Annotated in this window: 14 protein-coding genes; 5 read left to right on the forward strand and 9 right to left on the reverse strand. The window is 39.3% G+C overall.

Translation table 11 applies throughout. From position 1 onward, the window contains the following. Positions 1–29: 29 nt before the first annotated feature. Entirely contained in the window at positions 30–1,133 is a 1,104-nt protein-coding gene (gene ychF / locus ACFIMK_RS04250; RefSeq protein WP_375636229.1) for a redox-regulated ATPase YchF, read from the reverse strand. A gap of 265 nt (positions 1,134–1,398) precedes the next feature. On the opposite strand from ychF, the gene ACFIMK_RS04255 reads away from it, so the two are divergent. Then, the gene (locus ACFIMK_RS04255) at positions 1,399–2,142 is read left to right on the forward strand and encodes a L,D-transpeptidase (RefSeq protein ID WP_375638071.1); all 744 of its coding nucleotides are present in this window, start codon (positions 1,399–1,401) and stop codon (positions 2,140–2,142) included. Positions 2,143–2,363: 221 nt separating this feature from the next. Here the strand turns inward: ACFIMK_RS04255 and pth are convergent, their stop codons facing one another. Next, a complete protein-coding gene (gene pth, locus ACFIMK_RS04260) occupies positions 2,364–2,945 on the reverse strand; it encodes an aminoacyl-tRNA hydrolase (protein ID WP_375631640.1) in 582 nt (193 codons plus the stop codon). 75 nt (positions 2,946–3,020) lie between these two features. Next, positions 3,021–3,650, reverse strand: coding sequence for a 50S ribosomal protein L25/general stress protein Ctc (locus ACFIMK_RS04265; protein WP_375611180.1), 630 nt, complete (start codon positions 3,648–3,650; stop codon positions 3,021–3,023). 292 nt (positions 3,651–3,942) lie between these two features. Here ACFIMK_RS04265 and ACFIMK_RS04270 point away from each other — a divergent pair, with 292 nt between their 5' ends. Beyond that, on the forward strand, positions 3,943–5,442 hold the full coding sequence (locus ACFIMK_RS04270; RefSeq protein WP_375612981.1) for a helicase HerA domain-containing protein: 1,500 nt from the start codon (positions 3,943–3,945) through the stop codon (positions 5,440–5,442). On the opposite strand, the gene ACFIMK_RS04275 is transcribed toward ACFIMK_RS04270, so the two are convergent. The 4 genes from ACFIMK_RS04275 to lgt all read right to left on the reverse strand — a co-directional run bounded on the left by ACFIMK_RS04275 (position 5,439) and on the right by lgt (position 9,672). Further along, complete coding sequence (locus ACFIMK_RS04275; RefSeq protein ID WP_375606345.1) at positions 5,439–6,371, reverse strand: ribose-phosphate pyrophosphokinase; 933 nt, start codon at positions 6,369–6,371, stop codon at positions 5,439–5,441. The genes ACFIMK_RS04270 and ACFIMK_RS04275 overlap by 4 nt on opposite strands. Positions 6,372–6,845: 474 nt before the next feature. Continuing rightward, positions 6,846–7,637, reverse strand: coding sequence for a peptidoglycan editing factor PgeF (gene pgeF / locus ACFIMK_RS04280; protein WP_375682986.1), 792 nt, complete (start codon positions 7,635–7,637; stop codon positions 6,846–6,848). Between the two features lie 102 nt (positions 7,638–7,739). Then, positions 7,740–8,819, reverse strand: coding sequence for a class I SAM-dependent methyltransferase (locus ACFIMK_RS04285; RefSeq protein ID WP_375638074.1), 1,080 nt, complete (start codon positions 8,817–8,819; stop codon positions 7,740–7,742). Continuing rightward, positions 8,794–9,672 carry a prolipoprotein diacylglyceryl transferase gene (gene lgt, locus ACFIMK_RS04290; protein WP_375638075.1) on the reverse strand — a complete coding sequence of 293 codons (879 nt, stop codon included), beginning with the start codon at positions 9,670–9,672 and terminating at the stop codon, positions 8,794–8,796. The genes ACFIMK_RS04285 and lgt overlap by 26 nt, the downstream gene beginning before the upstream one ends. A gap of 305 nt (positions 9,673–9,977) precedes the next feature. Here lgt and ACFIMK_RS04295 point away from each other — a divergent pair, with 305 nt between their 5' ends. Both ACFIMK_RS04295 and ACFIMK_RS04300 read left to right on the forward strand, forming a co-directional pair. Next, positions 9,978–10,223, forward strand: a complete 246-nt coding sequence (locus ACFIMK_RS04295; protein WP_273791228.1) for an accessory factor UbiK family protein — start codon at positions 9,978–9,980, stop codon at positions 10,221–10,223. 403 nt (positions 10,224–10,626) lie between these two features. Next, positions 10,627–11,127, forward strand: a complete 501-nt coding sequence (locus tag ACFIMK_RS04300) for a YbjN domain-containing protein (protein ID WP_273724125.1) — start codon at positions 10,627–10,629, stop codon at positions 11,125–11,127. A 45-nt stretch (positions 11,128–11,172) separates the two neighbouring features. Here ACFIMK_RS04300 and ACFIMK_RS04305 read toward each other — a convergent pair whose 3' ends face one another. Both ACFIMK_RS04305 and ACFIMK_RS04310 read right to left on the reverse strand, forming a co-directional pair. Further along, a complete protein-coding gene (locus ACFIMK_RS04305) occupies positions 11,173–12,513 on the reverse strand; it encodes an ATP-binding protein (RefSeq protein ID WP_375611185.1) in 1,341 nt (446 codons plus the stop codon). Between the two features lie 8 nt (positions 12,514–12,521). Then, positions 12,522–13,226, reverse strand: coding sequence for a response regulator (locus ACFIMK_RS04310; protein WP_375682985.1), 705 nt, complete (start codon positions 13,224–13,226; stop codon positions 12,522–12,524). 144 nt (positions 13,227–13,370) lie between these two features. Here ACFIMK_RS04310 and ACFIMK_RS04315 point away from each other — a divergent pair. Continuing rightward, a partial coding sequence (locus ACFIMK_RS04315) for an MBL fold metallo-hydrolase (RefSeq protein ID WP_375675064.1) occupies positions 13,371–13,901 on the forward strand: 531 nt, incomplete at its 3' end.

A 13,901-nucleotide genomic window follows, 5' to 3' on the forward strand; every position in this document is an offset into this window, starting at 1 on the left:
AAGATAAACTATTAAGACAGAGTGAAGATTTAAGTATTATGTTTAAATAACATGATATCGCCATCTTGCACAATGTATTCCTTTCCTTCATCGCGGGCTTTTCCTGCTTCCTTTGCACCGCTTTCTCCACCCAGAGCAATATAGTCATTATAGCTGATGGTTTGGGCACGAATGAAACCGCGCTCAAAATCTGAATGAATAACACCAGCTGCTTGGGGAGCTTTTGTACCACGCGTAATTGTCCATGCTCGTGTTTCCTTAGGCCCACAGGTGAAGTAAGTAATGAGATCAAGTAAATGGTAACCAGCGCGAATGAGGCGATTGAGACTCGGTTCAAAGAGTCCTAGCGCATTGAGATATTCTGATGCTTCAGCATCACTCAGTTGTGTAATTTCCGCTTCGATAGAAGCAGAAATGATAATGCTTTGCGCATTTTGCTCTGTTGCCATTTTTTCAACTGTTTGGGTAAAGCTATTTCCACGAGCGGCGTCATTTTCGCTTACATTACAAACATAAAGTACAGGCTTGGAGGTTAAAAGATTCAAACTCTTAAGAATGTGGTGTTCATCGGAAGAAATATCTTTGAGTAATAACCGGACAGGGTTTCCCTGTTGCAGTATGTTTAATGCTTTTTCCATAATAGGTAAAATTGTGAGAGCTTCTTTGTCTTTTCCGGTTGCTCGTTTACGGATTTGTATGATTCGTCTCTCAAGACTTTCAAGATCCGCAAGCATGAGTTCGGTTTCAACCGTTGTCGCATCACAAAAAGGATCAATACGTCCCTCTACATGGGTAATATCTTCATTTTGAAAACAGCGTAAAACGTGGACAATGGCATCGACTTCGCGAATATTGGCTAAAAACTTGTTTCCTAAACCTTCGCCTTTTGAAGCTCCTCGCACAAGCCCCGCAATATCGACGAAGTTAATGCGTGTAGGAATCATTTCTTTTGAACCAGCGATTGATGCAATTTTTTCCATTCGTAAATCTGGAACAGCAACTTCTCCGGTATTGGGTTCAATGGTACAAAAAGGATAATTGGCAGCCTGTGCAGTGGCTGTTTTTGTTAATGCATTAAAAAGAGTTGATTTCCCGACATTAGGTAATCCGACAATACCGCATTTAAAGCCCATGAGAGTCTTTCTTTTCTATTAATTTTATGGTCAAGATAAAGCTTCCTTTTTATAGCATATTTTCAGAAGAGTTATAGTCCTGGTCTTGCGATAAGTGAGAAAAAAGTCTAAAGTAATAGGTATCTACTTTTTTACCTTAGTTCTTCTTACCTTATTGTTCTCCTTAGTTACAAGGATAAGAAAACTTCGAATTAATGTTAATATTGTGCTAAGTTTTTCATGGTATGCAAATCTGCATAAATAATTAATCGGAGAAAATAGAAGAGTGTTATCTCGTTGTGCCTTTTTAATTGCAGCACTTTTGGCTTTGGCTGGATGTGCTACACGTCAGTCAGATATGTCATCGGTACCTTTTCAACAAGTTCGATACATTCCACCAGAAATACAGGCTTTGTATGGTCCTGTAACGAATGAGACCTATTCGTTACCTGCTGTTGATCTTGCGACAATTGATCCAAAATATTGGCGACAAGAGGTGATTTATTATACATCTTATGCGCCTGGAACATTGGTTATAGATACGCAAGAGTGTTTTCTTTACCTTATTGGTGAAAATGGAAAAGCTTTGCGTTATGGGATTGGTGTCGGTAAAGAAGGCCTAGCATTTGAAGGTGAGGGGGTTATACAGCGCAAGCGTCGGTGGCCAAATTGGGCTCCTACTGCAGCTATGATGGCTCGAGAACCAGAACGTTATGGTCATCTTGGGAAAGGAATGCCACCAGGGCCCGATAATCCATTAGGTGCGCGGGCACTTTATTTGTTCAAAAATGGGAAAGATACACTTTTCCGTATTCATGGCTCACACGAATCGTGGTCAATTGGGCGTGCTATTTCAAGTGGGTGTATCCGTTTGCTTAATCAAGATATTATCGATCTTTATGATCGTGTTCCCATTGGTTCGCGTGTTGTGGTATTGCAAAACAATAGGAGTATTCCTGCAGTTTATAGTCAACAATCAAATGGTTACGATCCGCTACAGTCGACCATTCAGCCAAATGATTTTTTTTAATTTAGGGGAGAAGATTGGAGAGAGCTGTGTTTGCTGTTCAATCTTCTCTTTCTCTCAAAAGAGAATATAAGCCTTTCTTCTTCAAAGGTGTATACAAGCTTGTATTCTGTTCTATTTTCTAGCTTCTCACGTTGCCAACAGATTTTGCCTTTGAGAAAGTTTATAAGAGGATTTTTTTAAGAGTTCTTATTCATATTCTTCACGCGACAGGGGCACGCAAGCTAATGGTTCTGATTGTGTTTTATCGTTTGTGAAACTTCATTCATAAAGAGGGATTTATCATCTTTTATAAGGAGAGCGATATTTTTTGCAATTGTCTCTAAGAGAGGGGATAACCATTCTTGATCAGATTTGGTAAAATTCCCCAAGACATGTTGATGAACAAGTTCTTTGCTTCCAGGATGACCAATTCCTATGCGTATACGACAATAGTCAGTACCACAATGGGCATCAATAGACTTAATGCCATTATGCCCATTATGTCCTCCACCAATTTTTATACGAACTTTCCCCGGTGACAGGTCTAGTTCATCATAAATGATGATCAAATTCTTTAAATCTAATTTATAAAATCGCAAAGCTTCACCGATAGCTTGACCAGAAAGATTCATGAAAGTTTGTGGTTTTATAAGAAAAATTTTCTCATTATTTATGAAACCATTGGAGATTTCTGCTTGAAACTTCTTTGACCATGGAGAAAAAGAGAAGGACTGATAAATGGCATCAACAGCCATAAAACCGATATTATGGCGGTTATTTTGATATTGTAAACCAGGATTGCCAAGACCAGCAATAAGCCACATGTGTATCTTCAGTCAAAGTATGAGTAAGGGTAATGTCTCATAAATTAAGGCGGAAAAATTCCCGCCTTTTGAGTTTTATGAAGTTTGTGTGTCTTCTTCATCATTTTCTTGTTCAGAAGTTTCATCGCTGACATCCATGCCAGCAGGAGCTGCAATGGTTGCAATGGTAAAGTCTCGATCTTGGATGATGGGAGTCACATCTTTTGGCAGTTGCACTGCTGAAATGTGAATAGAATCACCAATAGAGTAGCTGGAGAGATCAATTTCAATAGCTTCAGGAATAGCACTTGCTGGAGCTGTACATTCAATTTCGTGCCGAACAATATTGAGGACACCACCCTTTTTAAGTCCAGGTGCCGTATCTTCATTGAGGAAGTGGACAGGAATATTCACTTCTACAACGGATTTTGCTGAAATGCGCAAAAAGTCTACATGGAGGGGAAAGTCACGCACGGGATCTAATTGATAATCTTTTGGCAAAACCATAATTTTTTGCTTGTCAAGAATAATCGTTGCAATGGTGGTGCGAAAGCCACCAGCATGAATTTTGTAGAAAATTTCTTTATAGGGAACTGTTATTGCCAAAGGTGGTTGTTTTTCACCATAAATGACAGCAGGAATAAGACCGTTGCGGCGAAGTTCACGGGAGGACCCCTTACCAACCCGCTCGCGTTTTTCGGCCTTAAGAGTGTAGCTTTTGCTCATAATTTAAGTCCTTTTTACATGATTGGAGATCCTTCAAAAACAGTAATAGTTTTTGCATGGATATGAAGATATGCGCTAACCAACAGCGATCACTCCATTCTACGTTGCCTCCAAGGGTGTCTACGCAGAAGTTTGTTCTATAGTTCAAACTATTCATAGATGCAAGAGTTGTGGGAAAAATCGATGATTTCTACCGTTAAAAAGGAGGAAATGTTACAAATTACGGTGTGGATGGAGAATCAACCAATATGTGCTGGCACTGATATGTTCAAAATCAAACACTGGAGATGTTATGAAGGTTGAGATTGCCTTGGGTGAGATGTCAGAAAGTCGTGCTTTGCATAAATCGATGCCAGCACTTCTTGATTTGGAAGAATTATTGGCGACACGTCTTCTTGTACAAGGTAATTCTGGTTCAGGGAAATCACATCTTTTACGCCGTCTTCTGGAGCAAAGTGCTCAGTGGGTGCAGCATTGTGTAATTGATCCAGAAGGCGATTTTGTAACTTTGGCAGATAAATTTGGTCATGTTATTGTAGAGGCTCAACGGAGCGAACTAGAATTGACACGTATTGCGCATCGCATTCGACAACATCGGGTTTCGGTGGTATTTAATCTTGAAGGTTTGGACACTGAACAACAGATGCGTGCTGTAGGGGCTTTCCTTGGGGCACTGTTTGATGTGGAACGTGATTATTGGTATCCTATGCTTGTCGTTGTCGATGAAGCACAATTGTTTGCTCCAACTGCAGCAGGAGAAGTTTCTGATGAAGCGCGTAAAATTTCTTTGAGCGCTATGACCAATCTGATGTGTCGAGGACGTAAACGTGGTCTTGCTGGTGTTATTGCGACACAACGTTTGGCTAAGCTTGCCAAAAATGTTGCGGCTGAAGCTTCAAACTTTTTAATAGGGCGGACTTTTTTAGATATTGATATGGTGCGCGCCGCTGATCTTTTGGGGATGGAGCGTCGCCAAGCGGAAATGTTTAGAGATCTTGAACGGGGAAATTTTATAGCTTTAGGCCCTGCTTTATCACGACGTCCCTTACCAATTATTATCGGTTCTGTTGAAACTTTGGCACGCTCTTCTAGCCCTAAATTAATGCCACTTCCAACAGAGCGGGATGATGTGCAAGAGCTCGTTTTTACTGCTTCACCAGAGGAAATTTTAACGCCATTTAAACAAACACGAGAGCCGATGAGGGAAAAGTCAATGCACGAGATGTTAGAGGAGGTCGTGCATAAAAAACAAGAGTTGTTAGAAGAAAACCCAAGTTTATTTCCTGAACTTTCTGATGTTGAGCGTGACGGGCAAGCAGAACATATTATTCGGGAAATTCTTGAGGATTCTGAAGCTTTTTATCGTTCAACAGCGGTGCTTTATCAAGATTTTTCAGTTCGTTGCCGTATCCATGGGATGTCAAAGGTTCCTTTTAATCTTTCACAATTTCGGCGTAAATTGGCTATTGCTCAGGCTTTTGTTGATGAACAAACGGCTGTCAGTGAACATTGGAAACATATTTTGCAGATATCAGAAAGTTTGGAAGAAGATGTTCAAGGAGTCTTCTTGAACGTGGCACAGGCCGCATTAGGGGGAAAGCCATGTCCATCTGATGCATTTTTAGCACGTCTTTATGGGACTCATTCTTTAAGCCGTGCACGCCGACTTTTAACCTACTTTGAAGAGCGTGGACTTATTGTTATTCACACGCATTTTAGTGGTCAACGTATTGTTGCCTTTCCTGATCTTGGTGTTGAAACAGCACCGGGAGACCCCAAGGAACCACTTTAACCAAATAAGCTGGAAACCGATTGTTCTGCTGCTGTCCTTGCTATTGCTTCTCCCATAAGGTCGGCAATGGGCAAAACACGAATATTATGGGTTTTCTCAATAGCTTGTGTTGGCATAATTGAATCTGTAATAACCAATTCTTTCATCTCTGAATTAGCAATTCGCTCGATTGCATTACCAGAAAGAACACCGTGCGTGATATAAGCTGTGACACTATTGGCACCATGTTTAAGCAGAGCACTTGCTGCATTGCATAAAGTTCCACCTGAATCAACAATATCATCAAGCAAAAGGCAATCTTTTCCCGATACATCTCCAATGATATTCATAACTTCTGATTCACCGGGGCTTTCGCGACGTTTATCCACAATAGCGAGCAAACTGTTCAAGCGCTTGGCAAGCGCGCGCGCGCGAACCACACCACCCACATCAGGTGAAACAACGATAACATTTTCAAGAGAATAATGCACTTTGACATCGCGAGAAATGACAGGAACAGCATAGAGATTATCCGTAGGGATATCAAAAAAACCTTGAATTTGTCCTGCATGAAGGTCTAGTGTTAAAACACGATGGGCCCCTGCTTCAGTAATGAGGTTGGCAACAAGTTTTGCAGAAATAGGAGTTCGTGGTCCTGGTTTTCTATCTTGGCGGGCATAGCCAAAATAGGGGATAACAGCTGTAATACGACGCGCAGAAGAACGACGAAGGGCATCAATCATGATGAGTAATTCCATCAAATGATCATTTGCGGGATAGGATGTAGATTGCAAAACAAAAACATCTTGTCCACGTACATTTTCATGCAGTTCTACGAAAATTTCTTGATCAGCAAAGCGCTTTACAGTTGCTTTGCCTAAGGGGATGTTCAAATAATTTGCAACATCTTCAGCTAGGCGTGGATTAGAATTTCCGCAGAAAAGTTTCATAGTAGAACCTCTGAATCATCATGGTGGGAATGCGACACGGTTTTTAATTTCTTTTTATTAAATTGCAAGAGAGCAATTACAAAAGCCTTACAATTTTATCGATTATTATAAAAGAGCTATGCAGTATGTTTTCTCTTTTTCCAAAAGTTTATTACTTTTAGAGCAAAGTTTTTTCTCCATGCGGCAAAGAAATACATATTGATTAAGCTTTTTGGTTATTACTTTATAAAAATACTTTCAATATGGGGAATGTTTCATATTTAAGATGAATGAAGGGGAGTAATAAAAAGAAGTATCATCTTGCCTTCAATCATTATAACCAAACATTGAAAATGATCATAGCGAAGGCTATCATATTTTATGTGCTGGTAGATAATTTCGTGAAAAAAGCAAAGTCCAATGGGGTTTATTTTTACATTTGGGTAAAAAGTTTAGTTTTGCAGTTTTGGTATTGTTCTCAAGTATAAAAGGGGCTCATCTTTTGTTTTTCAGCATAATAGCAGAAATTTGCCGTCCGTAATCGGGTTCGTTGCGGTGTATTGCACGGCGATAGGAGAAAAAACGCTGTTCATCTTGATAGGTACAAAGCTCTACACAAGAAGCATTAACGCCTGCTTCTTTGAGTTGGTTTATAATAAATGCCCATAGATTAAAATAAAAGCGATTTATTTTGTCTGTTTTTAAAAAATATTTTTGGTATTTGCTGTGGTAATCAATAAATTGGTCGTAAAATTCATTTGTTACTTCGTAGTGATAAGGGCCAATACAAGGTCCAAGGACTGCTGTTATTGATTGTCTTTTGGCTCCTTGTGTTTCCATAACAGCAATTGTTTTCTCGATAATTCCATTTAAGCTTCCACGCCAGCCAGCATGAGTTGCAGCGATGACTCCAGCTTGTGGATCAGCAAACAGAATGGGTCCGCAATCTGCTGTAAGAACCCCAATAACGAGTTCTGGGGTGGTCGTAACCAGAGCATCAGCTTGAGGAGGTGCACCGATAGTTGCTTGATGAGCTACGACAACGTTACAGGAGTGTATTTGATTGACTGTGACTAAATTTTGCGCTTCAATAGAAAAATAATTGGCAATCAAAAGACGATTCTGTACAATATATTCAAGTTGATCATTTGAACCTTTCCCAACATTAAGACTATGATAAAGATTTTTTGAAACACCACCTTGACGTGTAAAAAATCCATGTTTTATTCCATGGGAGTGTAAAGTAGAAAGATTTTTTGCAAGAATGGGATGAGGGATAGATTTCATAAAAGTTCCTTATGGAGATTATTTAAAGTGAGGATGGAGATGTTCATATTTGTCAATGAATATTTCAGATAATGATGTGCTTATTGACAAAAGCGCCGATCATCAAAATTGGGGAGGTATGGAGATATTTTTATCACTGAAATGTAAAACTTTAAATAATTTTCCCATCTGATCTGGACTAGCGAGCCGTTCGATGTCTTGGCGGATTTTGTCTTGCAAAGGAGCACTTTTGCCAACTCCAAGCTGGTTTGCGCGCTCCAGTAGCCCCATTTTAAAAAGAAATTCTCCTTGCTCTAAGATTTCAGCAAAACAGCCCTGTTCAAGAGCTATGTTTTTTAAAAAAGAAAAATCAACATGGGATGTTAAATCATGTTCACCAGGGGCATCAAAAACATCACGAAATCTATGTTTTGAGAGTGCTTGCAAGGTATCGCCAAAGGCAAGCTCACAAGCACCATAGTCGATAAGTAAAGCAGAACCTGTCACTTGCACTAAATGGTGGCTGATTTGTTGCATGAATTGATGCCGTAAGGGGGCATGTTCAAAAATTGTTCCGTCAGGCACTTTAGAACAATAGGTTTGTAGACAAGAAGAGGGAAGTTTATGCGGGGCAGCAATAAAGATGAAATCTCCATTTTGATTGACTGTAATGCGGCGCTCTTTCCATTCTCCATTGACTTTAATATATTGGTTGATAGGGAGTGTATCGAGAAATTCATTAGCAATGAGGAAGAGAGGATTTGAAGGAATTTGATTAAAATTTTCAATGCTATGGATTTGTTTTTGATAAGAGAAAAGGCGCTTTTTTTGTTCTTTTGCAAGTTTTTTGCTTATTTCGATCAGAAAAATTTCAGCAGCATTAAATGCCGTTTGAGAGAGCTTTTGGATGGTTCGCAAAATGTCATCCATCAAAGTTCCTCGTCCTGGACCTATTTCAGCGAGAATAAAAGGGTGAGGGCACCCTTGAGCTTTCCAGCTTGCAAGAGTCCAAATGCCAATCATTTCTCCAAATAATTGGCTTATTTCAGGTGCTGTAATGAAATCACCAGCACGTCCAAAAGGGGTTTGTGTTTGATAATAACCAAATTGGGGATCGGTGAGTGCCAACGTCATATATTGGCTAACAGTGATTGGTCCATTAAGGACAATAATTTCTTTAATTTTTTCTTTTAGATTGGCCATTTTCTGTCGATTTATATTTAAAGGCGTGGAGAAGAAGATAAAACCCTACAAGAAGCATGGGAAGAGATAAAGCCATGCCATAGGTAAAACCAGTAGAATGGAAAAGAGTCGAAAACCATTCTGGATCTTCTTGAGGCGCACGGTAAATTTCAGAAATGCTGCGTGTTACTGCGTAGCCTATAATAAATGTTCCTGATACAGTACCGGGACGTTTTAATGCTTTGAACCCAAAAATAAGAAGACACAGGATGATGAAGAGAAGAAATCCTTCCATAAATGCTTCGTAAAGCTGGCTTGGATGGCGCGGTAAATAGTAAGGATCGAGAGGAAAACAAACAGCCCAAGGACGTGTAGTAATATTACCCCATAATTCTTGGTTAATGAAGTTGCAGATTCGTACAATGCCGATACCAATAGGAGCACCTGCAGCAATGATATCAAACATGGCTCGTATGTTAATATAATTTTTACGGGCAAACCAGATCATAGCAATGATAATACCAATAAGTCCGCCATGAAAGGACATTCCCCCATCCCATACGGCAATGATAGCACTTGGATGGTTAAAATAGTAAATGGGATCCCATACAAGAACTTGTCCTAAACGCCCTCCGACAACAACACTTATGGCAGACCAGACAACAAAATCTCCGATTTTTTCTTTATCCATAGGAGGATAGTTTCTATACCATAGAGATGTTTTTTTTAATAATTTTTGCGCATACCACCAAGCAAAAAGAATACCCAGCACGTAACCAAGTCCATACCAATGAAGTGTTATGGGACCTAGCTGGATAATAACAGGATCAAGAAAAGACGGAAAAGCAATGGTTGGACAAGACAAATTGTTCATGAGTTAAGCATCTTACATTATACGAGATGAATATGAAGTGACTCTGATGGTCAGAAATGACAGATGAATACACAATGGTCAAGTCAGTAGGGAGGCTAGTCAGAAAGGGAGATAGATTTCCACTGATTTATCGCGGTAAAAAATATGGTGATAAAAGGAATATTAAAAAATCTTAAACAAAATCATTATGAAAAATCTGCACAGTATGTAAAATATAGAGTAAAAGGAACAAATTACAGTATCTAAATGTTATGAGAATACGCTATAATGCGTGCGTCAATAATTAAAATTTAAGGAAAAAGGTTATGCGTAATGGATCAAATCGTATTCTTGATGAATTAGCAAAATTAGCAACGGATGCTGCTGACGTTGCGCAAGGCATACGACGTGAAGCTGGAACAGCTTTTCGTGTGCAGGCTGAAAAGATAGCAAACAAACTTGATCTTGTTTCTCGCGAAGAGTTTGAGACTTTTAAGGAGATGGTGCTGAAAATCCATGCTGATAACGCTGATTTGAAAAGACGCCTTGATGATTTAAAAAAAGATGATTAAAAAAAACGCAGACACAAAAAAGTAAAATAGTTTAAAAAAAAGAATCTTCAAAAAAATATCCCCAATTTTTCAATATGATGCGTGAAACTAAAAAATGCTTAATCTTGAGTCTGTTAGAGCGGAGCATTTGTTTATTTTTGATTTTTTTTTGGGTAAAGTACATTTTTTTGAATCAGGGGGGCTGGCGCTATGAAATTGTATCAATACACTGAAAAGACTTGATGATTCGTTTTATGACTATCAGGTTGCCCTAAACAGCGCGATTGTGTTCTGGGTGTTTGTGTACTGTCGATGTTTTTATGTGTATTTGTTTGGTGTAAAGGTTCTGATTGTAGCAAAATATTGTTACAGTTGAGACGGTTTATATTCTGTTGACAATGTTTTAAGATGATTGAGGATTGTGATGAGGCTTGCATTTTGCGCCACAGAAAGAAAAGAGCACCCTGTTGACTTTATCGAACAGATTGCCTGTGAATATGATTGGTCGTTTGAGCGGGATGCACAAGATGAAATTAGCGTTTGTGTGGAAGGAAAACGCGCAAACTATCGTCTTGCTTTTTCATGGATGGAAGAGCATGAAGCACTTCATTTAGCTTGTTCGTTTGATCTCTCTATTAAAAATGCTCGAACAGCTGAAATACAGCGCTTATTGCTAGCAATTAATGAAAAGTTGTTGTTGGGACATTTTGATTACTGGCAAAGGAATAATTCAGTTATTTATCGACAAGGTCTTCTTTTGGCTGGTGGGATGCATCCATCTCATATACAGGTTGAAACATTGTTGATACATGCACTTAAAGCCTGTGAAAGCCATTATGTTGCATTTCAGATGGTTGCTTTGTCGGGAGAAAGTGCTTACAAGGCACTACAGTACACTTTGTTTGAAACTGTAGGGAATGCCTAAAATATACAGTCTGTTATTTTTACAGACGGTTTGCGGAAATATTGCTCATAGGGGGACATCAAGAATAGCGCGCACTCCCCCGAGTGGGCTCTCATCTAATTGTATATTGCCACCATGGCTGCGTGCTATGTCTTGAGCAATAGAAAGACCAAGTCCTGTTCCACTTGCATCTTGATTTCGCGCTTTATCAAGTCGAAAGAATGGCTTAAAAACTTCTGTGCGCATATTTTTATGAATTCCAGGTCCATTATCATCGATTATTAATATAAAAGATTCTTGTTGAGAGTTAGCGGTTAGTTTAACGGTCGTGCCGTAACAAAATGCATTTGATACAAGATTGCTGACCAAGCGTGTAAAAGCACGGGGACGTACTTGTATTTCTGTAGGACCTTCAATAGTGTAAGAAAATTGACGTTTGTGAAGACGAGCATCGGTGGAGAATTTTTGCATAAGAGCATTTAAATCAAAAGTCTTGACACTTTCACTTCCTTCACCACGAGCAAAAGCAAGATAATCTTCTAACATATTTTGCATGTCACTTACATCTTGCTCAAGCGGTTTAATATCAAAGTCAGTATTTACTAATGCCAGCTGAAGTTTAAAGCGTGTAAGAATGGTTCTTAAATCATGACTTACTCCTGAGAGCATCATGGTACGTTGTTCAATTTGGCGTTCAATACGTTCACGCATGCGTAAAAAAGCGATGCCTGCACGTCGGACTTCATCAGCTCCTTGTGGTTGAAATCCTTTTGGTAAAGGACGACCGCGTCCAAAGCTTTCTGCTGCTTCAGCCAATTGTTGAATCGGTTTGATTTGATTGCGTAAAAAGTAAATTGCTATCAGCAATAAAACAAGAGCTGTTCCTACCATCCAGCTTAAAAAAATAGCAGTATTGGAAGCATAGGCTTGGCTGCGTGGAGCAAAGACGCGTAAAATGTTGTGACCAAGGTGGATACGGATTTCAACAAGATCAGAATCTCCTACGGTATCGATCCAGAAGGGACGGTTAATTTGGCGGGTGATTTCTTCACTTAAAAAATAGTCAAGAATTGCAAAAAATGGCTTAGGTCCTGGAGGGGGTAAGGAGGTAGGAGATAGAATAGAAATATTTAATCCCATACGTTGTTGTGCAATACGCTTGATATCTTCATAGTTATCTTGTTGGGGATATGTTTCAAGAATATCAATAATGGCTGAAATATCATGCACGACAGCCGTTGAAAGACGCTCGGTTACCATTTGCCAATGGCGTTCCATAAAGACATAAGCAATGACCGTTTGCAGAAGCACCATGGGAGCGATGATAATGATCAAAGAGCGAGCATAAAGCCGTTTAGGCATTTTTTTCGTTAACCATCGAAGAAAAAATCTTAAAGGTTTGATCATTCTTGTGCCTATTCAATAGAGAGTTTGTACCCTATTCCTCGCACGGTTTGGAGCCATATAGGCAGTGCTGGGTTTTTTTCGATTTTACGACGAAGGCGGTTGATCTGCACATCAATGGCACGTTCACTTACATTGCTGTCATCGGTCGCGAATTTATGGCGCGGAATTGTATCGCCTGCATTTTCGGCAAAAATGATCATCATTTCTTGTTCTTTATCTGTTAATTTAATAATTTCTCCTCCTTTTTTGAGTTCGCGTCGTGAAATTGAAAATATATAAGGACCAAAAACTATTTGCTCAATTTTAGGTTGGTGAGGGGGAAAACCACGTCGTAAAATGGCGTTGATGCGAAGGAGAAGTTCACGAGGGTCAAACGGCTTAGCCAGATAATCATCTGCCCCTGCTTCTAATCCACGGATACGATTGTCTATTTCTGATAAAGCTGTTAACATAAAGATAGGGACATCTTTTGTTTGGCGGAGTGAATGAGTGAGATCAATACCGTTTTCGCCAGGCATCATGACATCAACAATAAGAAGATCAAAATCTAAACTTACTAACAGTCGTCTTGCTTCATTCGCATTAGCTGAAACTGAAACACGAAATCCATTTTTAATGAGAAACTGAAATAAAAGATTGCGAATACGTGTATCGTCATCAATCACAAGAAGGTGAGGGGCATCGTCACACAAAACTTGAACGTGATTGCTCATTCTTAAAAAAACCTTGATAAAAATTTAGTTTACACAAAATGCAAGTTTACATAAGTTGTATAAAGCTGTCGAGCAGCACCTTTACCTTAAAGGAAAGAAAGTTTTATTTATAAATTTAAAAAAGTTATTTTTGAAAAGGATATTATGGGTAGTCTTAATATACATATTATTCCAGTTACGACATTCCAACAAAATTGCACTTTGCTTTTTGATAGTGAATGTAAAACGGGGGTTCTCGTTGATCCTGGTGGTGATTGGCCACGAATTCAAGACGTAATCGAAAAGAATGGTGTTATCGTTGAGGCTATTTGGATAACACATGGTCATTTTGATCATGTAGGAGCAGCAATGCAAGTGAAAGAAGCGCTTAATGTAAAAATTATCGGTTCACATCGCGATGATAAGCCTGTGATGGATGCCGTGAGCGAAAGCGCAAAAAATTATGGCATCACTGATGCTTGCATCTGTATTCCTGACCAATGGTTAGAAGATGGTGAGTGCGTTCATTTTGCTGGACATGTGTTTAAGGTTTTTCACACCCCAGGACATTCCCCTGGTCATGTTATTTATTTCAATGAAAAAGAGCGCTTAGCTCTCTTGGGTGATGTTCTCTTTCGTGGTTCTATTGGACGTACGGACTTCCCCTTCTGTTCTTATGAAAAATTGATGCAATCT

The organism is Bartonella sp. AP280QHHD, assembly GCF_042196125.1.
In the GTDB taxonomy this organism is placed as follows: domain Bacteria; phylum Pseudomonadota; class Alphaproteobacteria; order Rhizobiales; family Rhizobiaceae; genus Bartonella.